This is a genomic window from Pseudomonas fluorescens, assembly GCF_030344995.1.
Classification (GTDB): domain Bacteria; phylum Pseudomonadota; class Gammaproteobacteria; order Pseudomonadales; family Pseudomonadaceae; genus Aquipseudomonas; species Aquipseudomonas fluorescens_BF.
Window position 1 is genome coordinate 6,002,898 of record NZ_CP128260.1, and the last position, 21,383, is coordinate 6,024,280.

Annotated in this window: 20 protein-coding genes; 7 read left to right on the forward strand and 13 right to left on the reverse strand. The window is 61.7% G+C overall.

The features are described from left to right. Positions 1 to 134: 134 nt before the first annotated feature. Positions 135 to 1,145, forward strand: a complete 1,011-nt coding sequence (locus tag QR290_RS27060; protein WP_289203948.1) for an acyltransferase family protein — start codon at positions 135 to 137, stop codon at positions 1,143 to 1,145. A gap of 24 nt (positions 1,146 to 1,169) precedes the next feature. On the opposite strand, the gene creC is transcribed toward QR290_RS27060, so the two are convergent. The 3 genes from creC to QR290_RS27075 all read right to left on the reverse strand — a co-directional run bounded on the left by creC (position 1,170) and on the right by QR290_RS27075 (position 4,004). Beyond that, positions 1,170 to 2,588 carry a two-component system sensor histidine kinase CreC gene (gene creC / locus QR290_RS27065; protein WP_289203949.1) on the reverse strand — a complete coding sequence of 473 codons (1,419 nt, stop codon included), beginning with the start codon at positions 2,586 to 2,588 and terminating at the stop codon, positions 1,170 to 1,172. Beyond that, on the reverse strand, positions 2,588 to 3,268 hold the full coding sequence (creB, locus tag QR290_RS27070) for a two-component system response regulator CreB (protein WP_230733907.1): 681 nt from the start codon (positions 3,266 to 3,268) through the stop codon (positions 2,588 to 2,590). Before creB ends, creC begins: the two co-directional genes overlap by 1 nt. Before the next feature lie 232 nt (positions 3,269 to 3,500). Next, on the reverse strand, positions 3,501 to 4,004 hold the full coding sequence (locus QR290_RS27075) for an ATP-dependent zinc protease family protein (RefSeq protein ID WP_007959815.1): 504 nt from the start codon (positions 4,002 to 4,004) through the stop codon (positions 3,501 to 3,503). A 175-nt stretch (positions 4,005 to 4,179) separates the two neighbouring features. Here QR290_RS27075 and QR290_RS27080 point away from each other — a divergent pair, with 175 nt between their 5' ends. Beyond that, positions 4,180 to 5,067, forward strand: a complete 888-nt coding sequence (locus QR290_RS27080; protein ID WP_102718892.1) for an acyltransferase — start codon at positions 4,180 to 4,182, stop codon at positions 5,065 to 5,067. A gap of 1 nt (position 5,068) precedes the next feature. Here the strand turns inward: QR290_RS27080 and QR290_RS27085 are convergent, their stop codons facing one another. Next, complete coding sequence (locus QR290_RS27085; protein WP_007959813.1) at positions 5,069 to 5,626, reverse strand: DUF2780 domain-containing protein; 558 nt, start codon at positions 5,624 to 5,626, stop codon at positions 5,069 to 5,071. Positions 5,627 to 5,949: 323 nt separating this feature from the next. Here QR290_RS27085 and QR290_RS27090 point away from each other — a divergent pair, with 323 nt between their 5' ends. Then, positions 5,950 to 6,171: a hypothetical protein gene (locus tag QR290_RS27090; RefSeq protein WP_115079438.1), complete on the forward strand. Its 222-nt coding sequence runs from the start codon at positions 5,950 to 5,952 to the stop codon at positions 6,169 to 6,171. Positions 6,172 to 6,211: 40 nt separating this feature from the next. Beyond that, a complete protein-coding gene (locus QR290_RS27095; RefSeq protein ID WP_115079439.1) occupies positions 6,212 to 6,424 on the forward strand; it encodes a cold-shock protein in 213 nt (70 codons plus the stop codon). A 68-nt stretch (positions 6,425 to 6,492) separates the two neighbouring features. Here the strand turns inward: QR290_RS27095 and fdhA are convergent, their stop codons facing one another. The 8 genes from fdhA to QR290_RS27135 form a co-directional block, all read right to left on the reverse strand. Beyond that, positions 6,493 to 7,692, reverse strand: coding sequence for a formaldehyde dehydrogenase, glutathione-independent (fdhA, locus tag QR290_RS27100; RefSeq protein WP_011336270.1), 1,200 nt, complete (start codon positions 7,690 to 7,692; stop codon positions 6,493 to 6,495). Positions 7,693 to 7,791: 99 nt separating this feature from the next. Next, the gene (purU, locus tag QR290_RS27105; RefSeq protein ID WP_115079440.1) at positions 7,792 to 8,649 is read right to left on the reverse strand and encodes a formyltetrahydrofolate deformylase; all 858 of its coding nucleotides are present in this window, start codon (positions 8,647 to 8,649) and stop codon (positions 7,792 to 7,794) included. A 217-nt stretch (positions 8,650 to 8,866) separates the two neighbouring features. Beyond that, positions 8,867 to 9,499 carry a sarcosine oxidase subunit gamma gene (locus tag QR290_RS27110; protein WP_064599941.1) on the reverse strand — a complete coding sequence of 211 codons (633 nt, stop codon included), beginning with the start codon at positions 9,497 to 9,499 and terminating at the stop codon, positions 8,867 to 8,869. Between the two features lie 55 nt (positions 9,500 to 9,554). Beyond that, complete coding sequence (locus tag QR290_RS27115) at positions 9,555 to 12,572, reverse strand: sarcosine oxidase subunit alpha (protein WP_115079441.1); 3,018 nt, start codon at positions 12,570 to 12,572, stop codon at positions 9,555 to 9,557. Next, positions 12,569 to 12,898, reverse strand: coding sequence for a sarcosine oxidase subunit delta (locus QR290_RS27120; protein WP_011336273.1), 330 nt, complete (start codon positions 12,896 to 12,898; stop codon positions 12,569 to 12,571). Before QR290_RS27120 ends, QR290_RS27115 begins: the two co-directional genes overlap by 4 nt. Before the next feature lie 14 nt (positions 12,899 to 12,912). Then, positions 12,913 to 14,163, reverse strand: a complete 1,251-nt coding sequence (locus tag QR290_RS27125; protein WP_003206307.1) for a sarcosine oxidase subunit beta — start codon at positions 14,161 to 14,163, stop codon at positions 12,913 to 12,915. A gap of 20 nt (positions 14,164 to 14,183) precedes the next feature. Beyond that, the gene (glyA, locus tag QR290_RS27130) at positions 14,184 to 15,437 is read right to left on the reverse strand and encodes a serine hydroxymethyltransferase (RefSeq protein ID WP_115079443.1); all 1,254 of its coding nucleotides are present in this window, start codon (positions 15,435 to 15,437) and stop codon (positions 14,184 to 14,186) included. Between the two features lie 156 nt (positions 15,438 to 15,593). Then, the gene (locus tag QR290_RS27135) at positions 15,594 to 16,304 is read right to left on the reverse strand and encodes a TraX family protein (RefSeq protein WP_115079444.1); all 711 of its coding nucleotides are present in this window, start codon (positions 16,302 to 16,304) and stop codon (positions 15,594 to 15,596) included. 128 nt (positions 16,305 to 16,432) lie between these two features. Between QR290_RS27135 and QR290_RS27140 the strand changes: the two genes are divergently transcribed. Next, a complete protein-coding gene (locus QR290_RS27140) occupies positions 16,433 to 17,473 on the forward strand; it encodes a low specificity L-threonine aldolase (protein WP_007959802.1) in 1,041 nt (346 codons plus the stop codon). 123 nt (positions 17,474 to 17,596) lie between these two features. Further along, positions 17,597 to 18,421, forward strand: coding sequence for an SDR family oxidoreductase (locus QR290_RS27145; protein ID WP_289203950.1), 825 nt, complete (start codon positions 17,597 to 17,599; stop codon positions 18,419 to 18,421). Between the two features lie 244 nt (positions 18,422 to 18,665). Here QR290_RS27145 and gbcB read toward each other — a convergent pair whose 3' ends face one another. Further along, entirely contained in the window at positions 18,666 to 19,766 is a 1,101-nt protein-coding gene (gbcB, locus tag QR290_RS27150; protein WP_179693453.1) for a glycine-betaine demethylase subunit GbcB, read from the reverse strand. A 281-nt stretch (positions 19,767 to 20,047) separates the two neighbouring features. Here gbcB and gbcA point away from each other — a divergent pair, with 281 nt between their 5' ends. Further along, on the forward strand, positions 20,048 to 21,340 hold the full coding sequence (gene gbcA / locus QR290_RS27155; RefSeq protein ID WP_289203951.1) for a glycine-betaine demethylase subunit GbcA: 1,293 nt from the start codon (positions 20,048 to 20,050) through the stop codon (positions 21,338 to 21,340). Positions 21,341 to 21,383: the final 43 nt, after the last annotated feature.

The following is a 21,383-nucleotide window of genomic DNA, read 5'->3' on the forward strand; positions in this document are numbered from 1 at the left end:
CTGCAAACGCCGTGTGGATTTGTTATGGAGGTTGTGTGGGCTTTACGTGGAAATACCTGTAAAACGCTTTGCCACGGGCGACACCGCCCGGCTTTTCGGGCTCCGACGGACAAATGGAACAAGGGACTATTGGATTGCGTAACAACTCTTTCGATCTGATCAGGCACGTGGCCGCGTTATTGGTGCTGGTCAGCCACCACTTTGCCCTGAGCGGTTTGCAGGAACCGGGCATCTCTGGCTACAACTCGCTGGGCGGGATTGCCGTCATCGCCTTCTTTTCGATTTCAGGCTTGCTGATCACCCACAGTTTCCTCAATGCCAAGGGCCTCACTGACTATCTGAGCAAACGTGTCGCGCGGATCTTTCCAGCGCTGATCGTTTGTGCCTTCCTGATGACGTTTGTGGGTGGCGCGGTGTTTGCCGAGGGCTATGTGACGAGCCCCGCCGTCCTGATCGACTTCGTGCGCATTTCGCTGTTCGGCCGGGCGAACATCGAGCCCGTCACTGACGGATTTATCTTCAGCGAGTCCTTCAACGGCAGCCTCTGGACGCTGAAAATCGAATTCGCTTTTTATCTGCTGGTGGCGATGGTGCTGAGTCTGCACCGACGGGCGGCGGCAGCGGGTGCGATGCTTGGGCTGCTCTGCGTGACGACCTTTGTACTGGGCAACGGCCCGGCTACCGCACTGACTCAGAAGCTGGCGGTGTATGGATGTGCCGGCATCGCGTTTTTTGCCGGATCGTTGCTGGCCTTCTACAAGCAACTGCTGAGCGACAGGCGCCGATTGGCAATCATGCTGGTGGCCTGTATCGGGCTTGCCTTGCTGGCGAGCGGAACACCGATGGCCGGTGTCGTCGTCACGCTGTGCATCTGCCTTGCCACGCTGAGTGTGGGCCTGCTCTACGTTGATCGCACTATCCGGGGTCGATTCGATCTGTCCTACGGCATCTACCTGTACGCGTTCCCCGTCCAGCAATTGGTGATCAACAAGACATCGCTGGCGTTCGTGCCGTCCATGATGCTGTCGGCGCTGATCGTGATCGTGCTGGCCATTGCCTCCTGGCACTGGGTCGAGCGCCCGGCGCTGCAATGGGCGCATCGCCGAAACAAGGCCCGAATCAACGAGGCCGCAACGCCATCCTGAGCGGGCGGCGGTTTGCCGGGCGGATCACGGCAGGTGCACCTGCACCTGCACGCCCCCTGCCAGATTCTCGATGCGCAGAGAACCACCGTGCAACTTGACCACTTCCTCGACGAAATTCAGCCCAAGCCCCGTGCTTTTGCGCCCGCTGTCGGGACGCGGTAGCGAATAAAAGCGTTCGGTCAGACGCGTCAGTGCGTAATCGGGAATCGGCGCGGCCTCGTTGAACAGGCGAAACACAATCTCGCCGCCGACCCGCTCGGCATCAAATCGCAGCAAGCCTTTGGGTGGCGTGAAGTCCAGCGCGTTCTCCAGCAGATTGCCCAAGGCCTGGCGCAGCAGAAACGGCTCGCCGAGCAACGCCAGATCGGCGGCAATAGCCCGCTCGACTCTCAGCTGTCGCCCTTCAATCCGTGCGGTCTGTGCCTGCAAGACTTCATCGACCAACGCCGCGAGCGGCACGGTGACGCGTTCTTCCAGACCCTGACGCTGTTCCACCTGAGCCAGATCGAGCAGGCGCTCGATCAACTGCTGCATCCGCGCACTTTCATTGTCGATGTTGTCGACAAAGCGCAATCGCTGATCCGCCGGCATCTCGCCCTGCAACAACTCGGCAGCACCACGAATCGCCGCCAGCGGGCTCTTCAGTTCGTGGGTCAGAGTGTGTACATAGCGCTCGACGTAGGCCTTGCCTTCGAGCTGGGTGCGCATCTGTTCCACGGCGGTCGCCAACTGCTCCAACTCGCCGCCGCGATAGTGCGGCACCGCCACCCGACGGCCCTCGCTTACGGCCTGGGCGTACACGGTCAAGCGGTGCAACGCGCGACTCAGCCACCACGACAGCACGGCGCCGAGCAGCAGGCCGAGGCCGATCAATCCGGCGCCGTACCCGAGCAAACGCCGCTCGGTGCGATCGACATAGGGTTGCAGTGAACTGTTGGGTTTGGCCACGGTGACCACGCCAATGATCGCGCCGTTGTCGCGGATCGGCGCGCCGACGTGCATCACCGAGGAGTTCGGATCATCCGGGTCACTGCGGCTGGAGCGTGCGCCGTATTCGCCACGCAGGGTCAGGTAGACGTCGTTCCAGCGCGAGTAGTCCTGACCGACCGCGACACCACTGGAATCCAGCACCACAATGCCCTTGGCGTCGGTGACGTAGATGCGGTGGTTGACCTGGTTTTTCGCCAGGCCCCAGATCGACGCCTTCGGCTGGCGCTCGCCATAGGCGCGGAGCAGTTCCGGCCAGCGATTCTGGTTGAGGGTGCCGGCCTTGAAATCGTCCCGCAGGATTTCCGCCATCAGGTTCGCGGTATCGACCAGCGTTTCTTCGGTGGACTGGCGCACGCCGGGACGAATTTCTTCCATCACGGTGTTGAGCACGAAATACCCGGTCAGGCCGATGAACAGCACGTACACCAGGAAAATCCGCAGCCCCAGCGACATCAGCTGTGCCCCGGGCTGTAGCTGTAACCGAGGCCGCGATGGGTCTGGATCGGCTCGGCCTCGGCGCGCACCAGACGCAATTTGGCGCGCACGCTTTTGATATGGCTGTCGATGCTGCGCTCGTAACCGGCATCCGCCGCCACGCCCAGCGCATCGAGCAGTTGCTCGCGACTGAACACCCGCTCGGGTTGTTCGAGCAGGCATTGCAGCAGACGGAATTCGTGGCGGGTCAGGCTCAGGGGCTGGCCGCGATAGCTGATCTGTACGCGTTCGGGATCGATGCGAAACACTCCCGACCAGGCGTCAGCTGGCGGACGTGGCGCCATGCGTTTGAGAATCGCCCGGACCCGGGCCGCTACCTCGCGAGGGCTGAACGGCTTGACCACGTAGTCGTCGGCACCGATCTCCAGCCCTACAACGCGGTCGATCTCGGCATTGCGCGCGCTGAGGAACAGCACCGGCACTTCACTGAATCGACGCAGCTGCTTGCAGGTTTCGAAGCCGCTGATGTCCGGCAGGCCGATGTCGAGAATGATCAGATCCGCCGGGGTCTGGCGCTGATGCTCCAGCGCCGCCGCGCCCAGGCTCAGCCAGGTCGTGGTGAAGCCCTCGCCCTGCAGGGCAAAAATCAGCGTGTCGGCAATCGCCGCTTCGTCTTCGACAATCAGGATATGAGGCATGGCGTCCGAGCCTGTGGGTTAAGTGCGCGAACGGTGCCCCAAGCCCGGCGTTACGTCAATGAGACCACCAGCGTCGCGTCTCACAAATGCGTTCCTTTTTTGACGAGTGGCTGTTGTCGTCAGGCAAGGCGCCGCGACGAGTCATAGCCCGCTATGGCGAGGAGCGGCAACGCAGCATGACGGCAACAGACACCGTCAAAAAGGAACAGCATTTGCGAGACACGACGCTCGATCAGCAGTCCGGCTTATCTGCCGTGAAGCGTCGTGCCGGGTTCACCGCCGCGCCGAACTCGCGCAGGGCCTTGGCACCGATCAGCAATGGGTAGTTGAAGTTGCTGCGGTCGGTCAGGTTGACCTCCACAGTACGCTTGACGTCGCCCAGGCACAGCTCCAGATCGACCACCGGGCGCTTGGCGACTTCGGTGCTTTCGCCCTCGTCTTCTTCATCCGAGCGGCTCTTGATCTTGCTGATCCGCGCGACCTTGTGCTCGTACACCTTGTTGCTGGCGTCCTTGGTGGCCAAGCGGAAACGCACCCAGTCTTCACCGTCGCGTTTGAACGTCTCGATGTCCTTGGCCGACAGCGAGGCGGTCAGCGCGCCGGTGTCCATCTTGGCCTTGAGCACTTCACCGCCGATTTCCGGCAGCGCAATGTATTCGTAACGACCGTACAGGGTCGGCTCGGCGGCGAGCACCGGCAGGGCGACGAGGGAAAGCAGTGCAAGGAGGGATTTCACGTAAGGGGCTTCCTTGGGAAATGGGGGCGTCAGACGCGAGATTTTAGACCGTTGTTCGCATGAACGTTCCCGGCAGGTTATCGCGCCACAGGTGAAACATTCGTCACCGGCGGATTTGGCCTGCCGGCCGAAGCCACTTATCATGGCGCGCCCATCCGCTTTCCAAGAGTTGCTTATGCGCCGCCTGCTCACCGGCTGTCTCGTCACCCTGCTGCTGTTGTCCAACACCCTCGTGCTCTTCGGCCCGCTGATGGTGTTCGCCCTGCTCAAGCTGATCCTGCCGGGGCGCTTTCGCGATTACGCCTCGTGGGCGGTGATGTGGATCGCCGAAACCTGGGCGGAAATCGACAAACTGATCTTTCGCCTGTGCATCCCCACGCAATGGGACATTCGCGGCGGCGAAGACCTGCGCAGCGACACGTCTTACCTGGTGATCAGCAACCATCAGTCCTGGGTCGATATCCCGGCGCTGATCCAGACCCTCAACCGGCGCACGCCGTTCTTCAAGTTTTTCCTCAAGAAAGAACTGATCTGGGTGCCGTTCCTGGGCCTGGCCTGGTGGGCGCTGGATTACCCGTTCATGAAGCGCTACACCAAGGCGTTCCTGGCGAAGAACCCCGAGCTGGCCGGCAAAGATCTGGAAATCACTAAAGCCGCCTGCGAGCTGTTCAAACGTCAGCCGGTGACGGTGGTGAATTATCTGGAAGGCACGCGTTACACCGCTGCCAAAAGCACTCAGCAGCAGTCACCGTTCAGCCACCTGCTCAAGCCCAAGGCGGGCGGCGTGGCGTTCGTGCTGGCGGCGATGGGCGAACAACTGGACGCGATTCTCGATGTGACCGTGGTTTATCCACAGCAGAAGATTCCGGGGTTCTGGGACCTGATCAGCGGCAACGTGCCGCGCGTGATCATCGATATCCAGACCCGCGAGCTGGATCCGGCCCTGTGGCAGGGTGATTACGAAAACGATCCGGCGTTTCGCGAGAAGGTCCAGAACTGGGTCAACCAGCTCTGGACCCTCAAGGATCAGCGCATCGCCGAACTCAAGGGCGAGCGCCGCTGAGTCAACCGTTGGTGCCGGTGCCCCAGATGCTGCCCAGGCTTTGCAGCAACGAACCGCCGACACCCTGCTGACCGAGGTATTGCAGGAGGATCGGGGCAAACTGGCCGACCATCCCGCTGTCCATGCCCAACGCACCGAAGGCGTTGTTCAGGTCATTGGTGTCCTTGACGTTGCCCAGCGCATTTTCCAGCCCGGCGGACTTGCCCGAAGAGCCGAGCAAGCCGCTCAACGCCGCCAGATTGCCTGAGCCGCCCGACAGCTTGTCGATGCCCGGCACTTCCTTGGCCAGCTCGGAATAGTCCGTGTTGCTGAGCTGGTTCTTCGCCAGCCCCAGCATGGCACTGGTGCCGCCGACCGCTTGCTGCGGCGTGACGTTCAGCGCGCTCAAGGCACTCAACAGACCGGCGGTTTCCGACGTCGGCGCCGCAGCGGCAGCCTTGTCCCCGCCCTGCATGCCCGATACCGCACCGGCCACGTCATTCAAACTGAAACCGGCAAACACCGGCCCTGCCGCCAGGGTCAGGAGCGATGCCAGGGCAAAACCGCGTGAAATCTTCATTCAGACATCCTCTTGTGGCGTGAAGACCTTCCGCCAAGGGAGGGTCAAACTGCCCGCTTTGACCGGGCATCCGCCGGCATGTTCCGGCGCGTGCCTGGATATTCGCATCCTGTTTGTTAAGGAAGCGTGTGGCGCTTCCAGCCAACGTACCGACTCGTTATTTCTCACTTTCATAAAAAGCCGGGCGTTGATGCCGAAAGGATTTCTTTACCTGTCAGATATGACAGTTACCGACTCATCGGAACCGGAATACGGTGGTGTGGCATCAATGATCCGGAAACAGCGAGGGTCAGGCGCCAGCCATTTGAATGGGAGATACGGTGATGGAAAAGCAATGCGTACCGCGCGATGAACTGCTTGATCCGGATATCCCGCCGATCATCTTCTGCCTCAGTCCGGGCGATCCGATCAGCGAATACATCAGAGCGGGGCTGACGGTGACGTATGACCTCGTGCCTGGTGATAACGGCCAGTTTTATGCAATCAACGTCAGACTGGCTCAAGACGAGGGCTTGGCCGAACTTCCCAATACACTGACTCAATAAAGCGTTAACCAATCAATTAATCGAAGCAGGAAGTACGAACATGTCGAATCGTCAAATGGGTACAGTCAAATGGTTTAACGATGACAAAGGCTTTGGTTTCATCACTCCACAAGGTGGTGGTGATGACCTTTTTGTTCATTTCAAGGCCATTGAGTCGGATGGATTCAAAAGTTTGAAAGAAGGGCAGGCTGTTAGTTTCGAAGCAGAAAAAGGAGCTAAGGGAATGCAGGCAGCGAAAGTCCGTCCTGAGTAGTCGTTGCTCCGCTGACATCCGATACAAAAACGGCGCCCGAAGGCGCCGTTTTTTTTGTTTATGAGCGCTTACGCCGCACTGAACAACTTGTGCGGATCAATCACAAACTTCTTCGGCACGCCCGCATCGAACTCGCCATAACCTTCCGGCGCCTGGTCGAGGCTGATGACCTGCACGCCCACCACTTCGGCGATGTTGATGCGGTCCCACATGATCGCCTGCATCAGCTGGCGGTTGTACTTCATCACCGGAGTCTGACCGGTGTGGAAGCTGTGGGATTTGGCCCAGCCGAGGCCGAAGCGGATGCTCAGGCTGCCCATTTTCGCGGCGGCATCGACAGCGCCCGGATCTTCGGTCACGTACAGGCCCGGAATACCGATCTTGCCGGCGACGCGCACCACGCCCATCAGCGAGTTGAGCACGGTGGCCGGGGCTTCGGATTTGACGCCGTCGTGACCATGACCACGGGCTTCGAAGCCAACGCAGTCCACCGCGCAATCCACTTCAGGCTCGCCCAGCAGCGCGGCGATCTGTTCGTGCAGCGGGGTGTCTTTCGACAGATCGACGATTTCGAACCCTTGAGCCTTGGCGTGGGCCAGGCGGATGGTGTTGACGTCGCCGACGATCACCACCGCAGCGCCGAGCAAACGGGCAGAGGCGGCAGCGGCCAGACCGACCGGGCCTGCGCCGGCAATGTAAACGGTGCTGCCCGGACCAACGCCAGCGGTAACGGCGCCGTGGTAACCGGTCGGCAGAATGTCGGAGAGGCAGGTCAGGTCACGGATTTTCTCCATGGCCTTGTCGCGGTCCGGCAGTTTCAGCAGGTTGAAGTCGGCATACGGCACCAGCACGTATTCGGCCTGGCCGCCGGTCCAGTCGCCCATGTCGACGTAACCGTAGGCACCGCCGGCGCGGGCCGGGTTGACGGTCAGGCAGACGCCGGTGTGTTGCTCCTTGCAGGAGCGGCAGCGCCCGCAAGCCACGTTGAACGGAACGGACACCAGGTCGCCGATTTTCAGGCTTTCGACGTCGCTGCCCTTCTCGATCACTTCACCGGTGATCTCGTGCCCCAGCACCAGACCGACCTGGGCGGTGGTACGGCCGCGCACCATGTGCTGGTCGGAGCCGCAAATGTTGGTTGAAACCACACGCAGGATGACACCGTGCTCGATCTTCCTGCCGCGCGGATCCTGCATTTTCGGATAGTCGATTTTCTGTACTTCGACCTTGCCAGCGCCGAGATACACCACACCACGATTGCCAGACATGCTTTCACCTCGCTGTTGTTTTTATGGAACCGCGCCGCCCAGGCAGGCAGCGCGTTAAGTGCTCGGGTTATTGCTTGTTGGTTTTGCGTTGCTTGTGACTCAAAGAACGACGGTGCGATTGGCGTTCAAAAACACCCTCCGTTCAATGTGATACCCCACCGCCCGGGCCAGGGTCAGGCCTTCGATGTCGCGGCCCTTGGCGATCAGGTCTTCGGGGTAATGACTGTGATCCACTGCCTCGACGCCTTGGGCGATGATCGGCCCCTCGTCGAGGTCGTTGTTGATGTAGTGCGCCGTCGCGCCCACCAGTTTCACGCCCTTGTTGTAGGCCTGGTGATACGGCTTGGCGCCCTTGAAGCCCGGCAGCAGTGAGTGATGAATGTTGATCGCCTTGCCATCGAGCTTGCGGCACAGCTCCGGTGACAGCACCTGCATGTAGCGGGCGAGGATCACCAGCTCAGCGCCGGCCTCCTCGATCACCTGCCACACCTTCCGCTCCTGGGCGGGTTTGTCGTTGGGGTCGAGGGGGAAATGGTAGTAGGGAATCTGGTGCCAGTCGGCCAGCGGCTTGAGGTCCGGGTGGTTGGACACCACCGCCGCCACGTCCATCGACAACTGGCCGATGCGCTGGCGGTAGAGCAAGTCGTTGAGGCAGTGATCGGCCTTGGAGACCATGATCACCACTTTCGGCCGGTAGTTCGGCGCGGTCAGCTCGAAGATCATCCCGAACGCCTGACCGCGTTCGGCGAGGCCGGCGCGGAAGGATTGCTCGTCGAAACCGTCGGGCTGACGGAATTCCACGCGAATGAAGAACCGGCCCGAGAGCCGGTCATCGAACGAGTGGTGCTCGGTCACGTAGCAACCCTGCTCGAACAGAAAACGCGTCACCGCGTCCACGGTGCCGAGAACGCTGGGGCAGTCGGCGGTCAGAATCCATGTGTCTGGGGCGCGGCTCATGGTGCGGTGACTCCTGTTCTTTGTGCGGGGTGTCAGGGAGTTTTCCCCTCACCCTAGCCCTCTCCCCGAGGGAGAGGGGACTGACCGAAGTGTCTGCAGAGCTACATCGACCTGAAATTTCGCAGGTGAATATAGATCGCAAGGACAACCGAGATCGGCTCCCTTTCCCCTCGCCCCCTTGGGGGAGAGGCTGGGGTGAGGGGGTGGCTTTTGATCTTCAGGCCTGAACGCTCAATCCGTACTCAGCCGAAGCATCCTGCAACCACAACCACCAGTAATCCGAGAAGCTGCGACGGATCAGCAGCTCCCAAGTGTCTTCAGCGGTGTGGCGAATCATCAGCTGCGACTTGGCGAACACCGTGCCGACAGCCTTGCCGACCGGGAAGTTGTTCGGGTGCACGTCGTAGCTGGTGGATTTCATCAGCACCTGACGCACGTTCGGGCCGCTCAATTCGAGCACCTGCTGGCCGCCGCTGACGTTGACGATTGCGATGTGCAGATCGCCCAGCGCTTCGCGCAGTTTCTGCTCGGCGGCGAATTCTTCACCGCTCGGCACGATCAGCAGCCACTCGTCCGGGCCCATCCACTGCAGGCTGGTTTCGCCTTTGACGATCACGCTCAGAGCGCCCGGCAATTCGATGCCCAGCGCCTTGTGCACACCGGCGGCGAACGCGGCATCGTGGCCGTCGCCACGAATGGTCAGATGGCCGAGGAGTTTCTTCTCGCGCACGGTCACACCGGCGGTCTTGCGGCCCTTGCCGACCAGGCTGGCGAGGTCGGCGTGATGCAGCGACGACTCGGCCTTGGCCCCGGTGGTCGGGCGTTGTTGGTAAACGTTGGCTGCGGTCATAAAGCACCCTTCCTGAATTCGGTGTCGCTCCCGCGCCAGGCGCGGGAGCGATCAATTAGATGTTCTGGCGATCGCCTTTCGGATCGAAGAACACCGAAGAAACGATTTCCGCCTCGATCACGCTGCCGTCCGCCAGCGGTGCGAACACCCGCTCGCCCAGACGCTTCAGACCGCCCTTCACCACGCCCATGGCAAACGAATAGCCGAGGGAGTTGTGCGCGTAGCTGGAGGTCACGTGGCCGACCATGGTCATAGGGATCGACTGCTTGGTGTTGAACACCAGTTGCGCCCCCTCCGGCAGCCAGACATTCGGATCGACCGGTTTCAGGCCCACCAGTTGCTTACGCTGGTCACGCACGCAGTCTTCACGGTTCATGCCGCGCTGGCCGATCCACGAGAACGGTTTGGTGCGACCGACGCACCAGCCCATGTTCAGGTCGTCCGGGGTCATCGAGCCGTCGGTGTCCTGGCCGACGATGATGAAGCCCTTCTCGGCCCGCAGAACGTGCATGGTTTCGGTGCCGTACGGCGTCAGGTTGTACTGCTTGCCGGCCTCGACGATTTTTTCCAGCACGCCCATGGCGTAGTCGGCCTGGACGTTGACTTCGTACGACAGCTCACCGGTGAACGAGATGCGGAACACCCGCGCCGGCACACCGCCGACCAGACCTTCTTTCCAGGTCATGAACGGGAACGCTTCGTTGGCCAGATCGATGTCGGTCACGGCGCTGAGCAGCTTGCGGCTGTTCGGGCCGGACAGGGTCATGGTCGCCCAGTGGTCGGTGACGGAGGTGAAGTAGACCTTCATCTCTGGCCATTCGGTCTGGTGGTACAGCTCCAGCCATTGCAGTACGCGAGCCGCGCCGCCGGTAGTGGTGGTCATGACGAAATGGTTGTCGGCCAGACACGCCGTAACACCGTCGTCGAAGACCATGCCGTCTTCCTTGCACATCAGGCCGTAGCGGGCCTTGCCCACATCGAGCTTGGTCCAGGCGTTGGTGTACACGCGGTTGAGGAACTCACGGGCGTCCGGGCCCTGGATGTCGATCTTGCCCAGGGTCGAAGCGTCCAGCAGACCGACGCTGTCACGCACAGCCTTGCATTCGCGTTTGACGGCGGCATGCATGTCTTCGCCGTTTTTCGGGAAGTACCACGGACGTTTCCACTGACCGACGTCTTCGAACTCGGCGCCGTTTTTCAGGTGCCATTGATGCAGTGCGGTGTAACGCACAGGTTCGAAGATGTGCCCGCAGTGACGACCCGCTACCGCGCCGAAAGTGACCGGCGTGTAGTTCGGACGGAACATCGTGGTGCCCATCTGCGGGATGGTCACGTTCAGCGAGCGGGCAGCGATGGCCAGGCCGTTCACGTTGCCGAGCTTGCCCTGATCGGTGCCGAAGCCCAGCGCTGTGTAGCGTTTGACGTGCTCGACCGACTCGAAACCTTCGCGGGTCGCCAGTTCGATGGCGGCGGCGGTCACGTCGTTCTGCAGGTCGACGAATTGCTTCGGCGCCCGTGCGGTGGCTTTTTCGTGCGGCACCTGGAACAGCGCCAGCGTCGGTTCTTCCAGACGGCTCAGGGCTTTCGGCAGGACTGCTTCGACGCTCTGGAAACCGGCTTCGGACGCAGCGCGCACGCCGCCTTCAAAACCGTCAGCCAGCGAATCACCGAGACCGTAGACGCCGTTGATGCCACCGACGCACACGCGTTTCTGCGGTGCTTCGCCCGGTACGAAACCGAGGATGTCTTCGCGCCAGATCGGCTTGCCGCCGAGGTGCGACGCCAGGTGAACCACCGGGCTGTAACCGCCGGAGCTGGCGATCAGGTCGCAGTCGAGCCATTCGCCCGGGCTGGTGACCTTGTGGCCTTTGACATCGATCGCTGCCACGCGGGCAGCGGTCACGTGCTTGCTGCCACGGGCCTCGATCACGGCGCTGCCGGTGAGGATGCGAATGCCTTTGGCGCGGGCTTCTTCCACCAGCGCACCACGCGGATTGCTGCGGGCGTCGGCAATGGCGACCACCTGCAGGCTTGCGTCGAGCCAGTCCAGCGCCACGCGGTAGGCGTGATCGTTGTTGACTCCCAGCACAAGCTTCTTGCCCGGTGCCACGCCGTAACGGCGCACGTAAGTCGATACGGCACCGGCGAGCATGTTGCCCGGCACGTCGTTGTTGCCGTAGACCAGCGGACGCTCGTGAGCGCCGGTCGCCAGCACCACGCGCTTGGCGCGGACACGGTGGATGCGCTGACGCACCTGGCCGATCGGCGCGCGGTCGCCGAGGTGATCGGTGAGGCGTTCGTGAATGGTCAGGAAGTTGTGGTCGTGGTAACCGTTGACCGTGGCGCGCGGCAACAGCAGCACGTCCGGAGTGTTCTTCAATTCAGCAACGACACTGGCGACCCAGTCCACGGCTGGTTTGCCGTCGAGGCTTTCGCGGGAATCGAGCAGGCTGCCGCCGAACTCTTCCTGTTCATCGGCGATGATCACGCGGGCACCGCTACGCGCAGCGGCCAGGGCAGCAGCCAGACCGGCCGGGCCGGCGCCGACGATCAGCACGTCGCAGTGCTGGTTCATGTAATCGTAGGTGTCCGGATCGACTTCGGTCGGCGAGCGACCCAGACCTGCGGCCTTGCGAATGTACTTCTCGTAAGTCATCCAGAACGATTGCGGGTACATGAAGGTTTTGTAGTAGAAACCCGGCGGCATCAGCTTGCCGCCGACCTTGCCGAGAATCCCCATCATGTCGTTGTTGACGCTCGGCCAGCCGTTGGTGCTGGTGGCGACCAGGCCCTGGTACAGCGCCTGTTGCGTGGCGCGCACGTTAGGGATCTGGGTGGCTTCGGTCGCACCGATCTGCAGCACCGCGTTCGGCTCTTCGGCACCGGCGGCGAAGATGCCGCGCGGACGCGAATACTTGAAGCTGCGGCCAATGATATCGACGCCGTTGGCCAGCAGTGCAGCGGCCAGCGAGTCGCCCTCAAACCCTTTATAGGTCTGGCCGTTGAAGGTGAAGCTCAGCACTTTGTTGCGGTCGATCCGTCCACCGTTGGACAGGCGATTGGTCTGGCTCATACCTTCTCTCCCAGCGCCGTCGTGGCTGTTTTCGCAGTGTCAGCCTTGTCGGTGAATTGCGGCTTGGTGCCGATCTTGTAGGTTTCGAGAATCTCGTAGGTCACGGTGTCGCGGGTGACGTTGAAGTACTGGCGGCAACCGGCGACGTGATCCCACAACTCGTGGTGCAGACCGCGAGGGTTGTCGCGGAAGAACATGTAGTCGCCCCACTCCTCGTCGGTGCAGCTGTTCGGATCCAGCGGACGCGGAATGTGCGCCTGGCCGGATGCGTGGAATTCCTCTTCGGAGCGCAGTTCGCCGCAGTGAGGACAGAAGATGTGCAACATAGGGATTTCTCCTGTTAGTGGGCGACGGCAGCAGCGCCGTGTTCGTCGATCAGTGCGCCGTTGTGGAAACGGTCGATGGAAAACGGTGCGGCCAGCGGGTGCATTTCACCCTTGGCCAGACTCGCGGCAAACACGTTGCCCGAGCCAGGAGTTGCCTTGAAGCCGCCGGTACCCCAACCGCAGTTGAAGAACATGTTCGGGACCGGGGTTTTCGAAATGATCGGGCAGGCATCCGGTGTGGTATCGACGATGCCGCCCCACTGACGGTTCATGCGCACCCGCGACAGCACCGGGAACATCTCGACGATGGCCTGGATGGTGTGTTCGATCACCGGGTACGAACCGCGCTGACCGTAGCCGTTGTAGCCGTCGATACCGGCGCCGATCACCAGGTCGCCCTTGTCGGACTGGCTGATGTAACCGTGCACGGCATTGGACATGATCACGCTGTCGATAATCGGTTTGATCGGCTCGGACACCAGCGCTTGCAGCGGGTGGGATTCGATCGGCAGGCGGAAACCGGCGAGCTTGGCCATGTGCCCGGAGTTACCGGCGGTGACCACGCCGACGCGCTTGGCGCCGATGAAGCCCTTGTTGGTTTCAACGCCGATGCACACGCCGTTTTCCTTGCGGAAACCGATCACTTCGGTCTGCTGGATCAAGTCCACGCCGAGGGCGTCGGCGGCACGGGCAAAGCCCCACGCCACGGCATCGTGACGGGCCACGCCGCCGCGACGCTGAACGGTTGCGCCCATCACCGGGTAGCGGGTGTTTTTCGAGCAGTCGAGGTACGGAATTTCGTCCGCGACCTGCTTGGCGTTGAGCAGTTCGCCGTCCACGCCGTTGAGGCGGTTGGCGCTGACCCGACGCTCGGAATCACGGATGTCCTGCAGGGTGTGGCACAGGTTGTAGACGCCGCGCTGGGAGAACATCACGTTGTAGTTCAGATCCTGAGACAGGCCTTCCCACAGTTTCATCGCGTGTTCGTACAGGTGCGCCGACTCGTCCCACAGGTAGTTGGAGCGAACGATGGTGGTGTTGCGCGCAGTGTTACCGCCGCCGAGCCAGCCCTTCTCGACCACGGCCACGTTGGTGATGCCGTGCTCTTTGGCCAGATAGTAGGCCGTCGCCAGACCGTGCCCGCCGCCGCCGACGATGACCACGTCGTAGACCTTTTTCGGGGTCGGCGTGCGCCACATGCGCTGCCAGTTTTCGTGGTGGCTGAGGGAGTGTTTGAAGAGGCCGAAGCCCGAATAGCGTTGCATAGTCATGTACTCCAGAACGCTCAGCGATAAACCGGGAAGTCAGCGCACAGGGCCGAAACCTGCTGGGCGACGTTGGCCTCGACATCGGCATCGCCGAGGTTGTCGAGGATGTCGCAGATCCAGCCGGCCAGCGTCACGCACTGGGTCACCTTGAAGCCGCGCGTGGTCACCGCCGGGGTGCCGATGCGCAGGCCGGAGGTGACGAACGGCGACTGCGGGTCGTTCGGTACGGCGTTCTTGTTGACGGTGATGTGAGCGCGACCGAGGGCGGCGTCTGCGTCCTTACCGGTGAGGCCCTGACGGATCAGGCTGACCAGGAACAGGTGGTTGTCGGTGCCGCCGGACACTACATCGTAGCCACGTTTGATAAATACGCTCGCCATCGCCTGGGCGTTGTCGATCACTTGTTGCTGATAAGCCTTGAAGCCTGGCTCCAGCGCTTCCTTGAAGCACACGGCCTTGCCGGCGATGACGTGCATCAGCGGGCCGCCCTGGGCGCCGGGGAATACCGCCGCGTTGAGCTTCTTCTCGATTTCTTCGTTGGACTTGGCCAGGATCAGGCCGCCACGCGGACCGCGCAGGGTCTTGTGGGTGGTGGTGGTGACCACGTCGGCGTACGGCAGCGGGTTCGGGTACAGACCGGCAGCCACCAGACCGGCGACGTGGGCCATGTCGACGAACAGCAGCGCACCGACCTTGTCGGCGATCTGACGGAAACGCGGGAAGTCGAGGGTTTTGGAGTAGGCCGAGAAACCGGCGACGATCATTTTCGGTTTGCACTCGACAGCCAGACGCTCGACTTCGTCGTAATCGATCAGACCGGTGTTGGTGTCGATACCGTACTGCACGGCGTTGTACAGCTTGCCCGAAGACGACACCTTGGCGCCGTGGGTCAGGTGACCGCCGTGGGCCAGGCTCATGCCGAGAATGGTGTCGCCCGCTTGCAGCAGGGCCAGGTACACGGCGCTGTTGGCCGAGGAACCGGAGTGCGGCTGGACGTTGGCGTAATCGGCGCCGAACAGCTGCTTGGCGCGTTCGATGGCCAGCGCTTCGACCTTGTCGACGTGCTCGCAGCCACCGTAGTAGCGCTTGCCCGGATAACCTTCGGCGTATTTGTTGGTCAGGCCGCTGCCTTGCGCTTCCATGACGCGTTTGCTGGTGTAGTTCTCCGACGCGATCAGCTCGATGTGATCTTCCTGACGTTGCTCCTCGGCATTCATCGCCGCCAGCAGTGCATCGTCGTAACCCTGGATCCGGTCTTGCTTGCTGAACATCGCGTCTCTCCCAGCGGCATCTGTGCGCCATTCGTCTCGGTAAGGCACGGCGTTCAGCCAGTGCCCTTTGATGCGATGGTATGGCCGGCGCAGAGAGGTCAAATGCCTACGGACGCCACGCAAAGGTGCGTTTACGACATGGCGGCGGCGACGGACTCAAACAAGCAGCTGGCGCAAGGCCAGAAGAACCATGAAATGCGCGGGATAGAGCGCATACGCCCAGCGCCGCATGGGTGGCGCGTGGAGGTAAGTGGCATGTCGCAACAGGAACATTCCGAGCAGTGGCGCGATCAGGCAGGTCGCAATCCCGAGGATGGCGACGAGGTTGCCGAACTGCGCGGATTCGTAGAGCGCCCGCCATTGATTCGCGGCCAGACACACCAGCCCCGGCAGCAGGCTGAAAAACCAGGGTTTGCGAAACACCAACAACATCGCCAGCGGCAGCAGAACGCCGAACAGACCGAACATCAGTCGCTCCGGGAACATTGCCGCCAACAGCAGCGCGCCGACGGCGAGCAATCGCGAAATCAGCGCTCGATCCTGCCAACCCCGCGCCACCAGCAGGCCCAGCGCCAGCGTGGGCATCACGTTCAAAGTGTCGGGTTCGGGAATGTACAAACGGTAGGGAATTTCACTCACAGCGCTGAACAGCAGCAACCAGCCCAGATAGCGCCATTCGGTCCTGCGCGCGCCGTCCCGCGCCAGATTCGCTGCCATCGCCAGGCAGAACCACGGGAACGCCAGCCGTCCCGGTACATACAGCCAATCGGCGCTGATCCCGACATATCGCAGGTGATCGAGCAGCATGCTCAGCAGCGCCAGCCACTTGAGCAGATCGAGTGCGCCGTCGCGCTGGCTCAGGTGCATAATCGGCTCGCATCCTTGTAAAGTTCTGACAGCGACATCCCGTGTGCTCCCCGGATGATCTTCGGTACAGTGCGCACCATCATTGACCCCACGAAGCGCCACAAGCGCCTCGATCACGGAAGCCGGCCATGACCGACAAGAGCCAACAATTCGCCAGCGACAACTACTCCGGTATCTGCCCCGAAGCCTGGGCTGCCATGGAACAGGCCAACCACGGCCACCAGCGCGCCTATGGCGACGATGAGTGGACAGCACGCGCCTCCGATTATTTCCGCAAGCTGTTCGAGACCGATTGCGAAGTGTTCTTCGCTTTCAACGGCACCGCCGCCAACTCCCTCGCGCTGTCGTCGCTGTGCCAGAGTTACCACAGCGTGATCTGCTCGGAAACCGCCCACGTCGAAACCGACGAATGCGGCGCACCGGAATTCTTCTCCAACGGTTCGAAACTGCTGATCGCCGGCACTGAAAACGGCAAGATCACCCCGGCCTCGATCCGCGAAGTCGCGCTCAAGCGCCAGGACATCCACTACCCGAAACCGCGCGTCGTGACCCTGACCCAGGCCACCGAAGTCGGCAGCGTCTATACCCCGGAAGAAGTCCGCGCCATCAGCGACACTTGCAAGGAACTGGGCCTGAACCTGCACATGGACGGCGCCCGCTTCTCCAACGCCTGCGCATTCCTCGGCTGCTCGCCGGCGGACCTGACCTGGAAGGCCGGCGTCGACGTGCTGTGCTTCGGCGGCACGAAAAACGGCATGGCGGTGGGTGAAGCGATCCTGTTCTTCAACCACAAACTGGCCGAAGACTTCGACTACCGCTGCAAACAGGCCGGGCAGCTTGCGTCAAAGATGCGCTTCCTGTCGGCGCCGTGGGTCGGCATCCTGGAAAACGACGCCTGGCTCAAATACGCCCGCCACGCCAACCACTGCGCGCAACTGCTGGCTGAACTGGTCAGCGACATCCCGGGCGTGGAACTGATGTTCCCGGTCCAGGCCAATGGCGTGTTCCTGCAACTCTCGGAACCAGCCATCGCCGCCCTGACCGCGCGCGGCTGGCGCTTCTACACCTTTATCGGCAAGGGCGGCGCCCGCTTCATGTGTTCGTGGGACACCGAAGAGGAACGCGTACGCGAACTGGCACGCGACATCCGCGAAGTCATGTCGGCCTGATTTCCCTCCCGTGGCGCGGGAGCCTGCTCCCCCGCCACAGCTCCTCCCCCATCCCGTTTCAGCTCCATCGTCTACATTGTCTGTCGAGCCATCGCTCACATAACAATAAGCAGGAGCTTGCGCATGTCGCTAACAGGCAAAACCTTGTTCATCACTGGCGCCAGCCGTGGCATCGGGCGCGAGATTGCGCTGCGGGCTGCACAGGACGGGGCCAATATCGTGATCGCGGCCAAGAGCGCCGAGCCCCACGCCAAATTGCCCGGCACCATCCACAGCGTCGCGGCGGAAGTCGAAGCGGCCGGCGGCAAGGCCCTGGCACTGCAACTGGATGTGCGCGAGGAAGACGCGGTGCGTCAGGCGCTGGCCCAGGCCAATGAACATTTCGGCGGGATCGATGCGCTGGTGAACAACGCCGGGGCGATCAAGTTGACCGGTGTGCAGCACATCGAACTCAAGCGTTTCGACCTGATGCACCAGATCAACACCCGCGCGGTGTTGCTGTGCAGCCAGGCGGCCCTGCCCTATCTGAAGAAGTCCTCCGGGCACATTCTCAACCTGTCACCGCCACTGAATCTGGCAAGCAAATGGTTCGCCCAGTACAGCCCCTACACCGTGACCAAGTACGGCATGAGCATGCTGACGGTCGGGATGAGCGAGGAGTTCGCCAACTACGGGATCAGCGTCAATTCGCTATGGCCGCAGACCATGATCGCCACGGCGGCGATCGAGTTTCAGCTGGGCAATCGCGAGTCGTTCAAGCATGCGCGTACGCCGGCGATCATGGCGGATGCGGCGCATGTGATTTTGAGCAGTAGCGAGCGGCGGATTACCGGGCGGTTGTTGATTGATGAGGAGATCTTGCGCGAAAGCGGTGTGACTGGGTTTGATCATTACCGCTTTGAGCCGGGGAGTGATGCGAAGTTGATGACGGATTTGTTTGTGGATTGATCAGCAAGTCTGTGAAATCCCCCTCACCCTAGCCCTCCCGAAACGTCGGACCGCCCAGAGGGAGAGGGGACTGAACGGGGGATGCTCCTGAATTACGCCGACCTGAGCCTGCTTTGCCGAATCCATAATCGATAAGGTTTTGCAGGTCGATATAGAACGCTAGACACCTCGATCAGCTCCCTCTCCCTGGGGAGAGGGCTGGGGTGAGGGGTAAGCCTGGCGCAGGAGACCGCCCCACCGCCGATCAATATTCGATCCGCACATCCCCCTTCGGCACGCTGCAGCAAGAAAGAATGTACCCCTCCGCCTCGTCGTCCTCAGTAATACCGCCGTTGTGATCCATCTCCACCTCGCCGCCCAGCTTGAGCACCTTGCACGTCCCGCAAATCCCCATGCCGCAGGCTTTCGGAATCATCAGGCCGACCTTCGCCGCCGCCGCATGCACGGTCTCGCCCGGGGCTACGCGGATGCTCTTGTCCGATGAGGTGAATTCCACCAGGTGCAGATCCGCCGCCGGCACTTCCGGCGCCTCTGCCGCCTGTTCCGCCTGCTCCACCGCGTCGGCACGAGCCTCCGGTGGCGTGGCACCAAAGGATTCCTCGTGATAGCGCTTCATGTCGTAACCGGCGTTTTCCAGCAGGCGCTTGACCGCCGTCATGTACGGCGTCGGGCCGCAGCAGAAGACTTCGCGCTCGAGGAAGTCCGGCACCATCAGTTCCAGCATCTTGTGGTTGAGGTAGCCGCGATAGCCGGCCCAAGGCTCGCCCAGCCCGTGTTTCTCGCAGATCAGGTGCAGGCTGAAGTTGTCGATCCGCGACGCCATGTGTTCCAGCTCGCGGTGGTAAATGATGTCTTTCGGCGAACGGGCACTATGGATGAACGTCATGTCGACGTTGCCGTTGGTGTCGTAGAACCAGCGCGCCATGGACATCACCGGGGTGATGCCGACACCGCCGCTGAGGTACAGCACTTTCGGGCTCGGGAAATCGATGGCGTTGAACAGCCCGACCGGTCCGTGCACCGCCAGCTCCTGACCTTCATGCAGGGTGTCGTGCAGCCAGTTGGACACCTTGCCCCCCGGCACGCGCTTGATGGTCACCGAAAAGCTGTACGGCACCGACGGCGAGCTGGAGATGGTGTACGAACGCATGATCGGCTGGCCGTCGATTTCCAGCTCCAGGGTCACGAACTGCCCGGGCTTGAAGAAGAACAGGATCGGCTGGTCGGCCATGAAGCAGAAGGTGCGCACATCCCAGGTTTCCTGGATGACTTTGACGCAACGGACGATGTGTCGGCCATTGGCCCAGGTCTGGGTGGTGACCGGATTCAGGAAGCTGTTCGACATGCTGTTCTCCACGGCCGACTGTCGGCCTTCATGTGGCGATTCTGCGTATAGCGCGAACGGCCCGTTTACCTATCCGCGACATTCACATACTTATCGCGACCAGCCCCCAACCACCGGGGGTTGCGCGTCGGGAACAGATTGCACCATGTCGCCCATGGATAAGGTTCCGGGCAGCGCCGGCCCCACACTCGCCCCCAACACAAACAGATTCTTTACACCTTGCGTAGCAACCCTGATCAGCCACTTTCGCGGCCACGCAGATGGCCTTGAGGAATTCATCGATGGACACCGCAAAAATCAGCCTGGGCGACCTGCTGGAACCCGCACGCAAGGCCACCGCGCAAATGCTGCAGGAGCGCGAGCGCACCTATTCGCTGCCGCAACCGTTCTACAGTGACGAACGCCTGTTCGATATCGACATGCAGGAGATCTTCCAGAAAGAGTGGTTGATCGCGGGCATGACCTGCGAAATCCCGGCCAAGGGCAACTACATCACCCTGCAGATCGGCAAGAACCCGATCATCGTCATTCGCGGAGCCGAAGGCGTGGTGCACGCGTTCCACAACGTCTGCCGCCACCGTGGCTCGCGCCTGTGCACCAGCGACAAGGGCAAGGTCGCCAAACTGGTCTGCCACTACCACCAGTGGACCTATGAGCTGGACGGTCGCTTGCTGTTCGCAGGCACCGAGATGGGCGCCGACTTCGACATGAAGCAATACGGCCTCAAACCGGTGAGTGTGAAGACTGCCGGCGGCTACATCTTCATCAGCCTGGCGGAGAACCCGCCGGCCATCGATGACTTCCTGTCGACGCTGAACCACTACATGGAACCGTACGACATGGAAAACACCAAGGTGGCGATTACCACCACCTTGATGGAAAAGGCCAACTGGAAGCTGGTGCTGGAAAACAACCGCGAGTGCTACCACTGCAACGGTTCGCACCCGGAGTTGCTGAAAACCCTGCTGGAGTGGGACGACGTCACCGACCCGCGCGCCGATCAGGCGTTCAAGGATCACGTCGCCGCCTCCGCCGCTGCCTGGGAAGCCGAGAAAATCCCTTACGCCCACGCCAGTTTCGGCCTGCGCAACCGCATCGTGCGCATGCCGCTGCTCAAGGGCACTGTGTCGATGACCATGGACGGCAAACAGGGCTGCGCCAAACTGATGGGCCGGATCAAGAACCCGGATCTGGGTTCGATGCGCATCCTGCACCTGCCGCACTCGTGGAACCACTGCATGGGCGACCACATCATCGTGTTCACCGTGTGGCCGATCAGCGCCCAGGAAACCATGGTCACCACCAAGTGGATCGTGCACAAGGATGCGGTCGAAGGCGTGGACTACGACGTCGAGCGCATGCGCAAAGTGTGGGACGCGACCAACGATCAGGACCGTCGCCTGGCCGAAGAAAACCAGCGCGGGATCAACTCCACCGCGTACCAGCCAGGGCCGTATTCCAAGACTTATGAATTCGGCGTGGTCAACTTCGTGGACTGGTACAGCGAGCGGATGCTGAGCAACCTCGGGGCCGAGCCTGCGCCGTATCTCAAGGGTGTTCCGGTTCAGGGCTGATTCGCATCATTGATCGTTCCCGCGTCCTGCGCGGGATCGATCA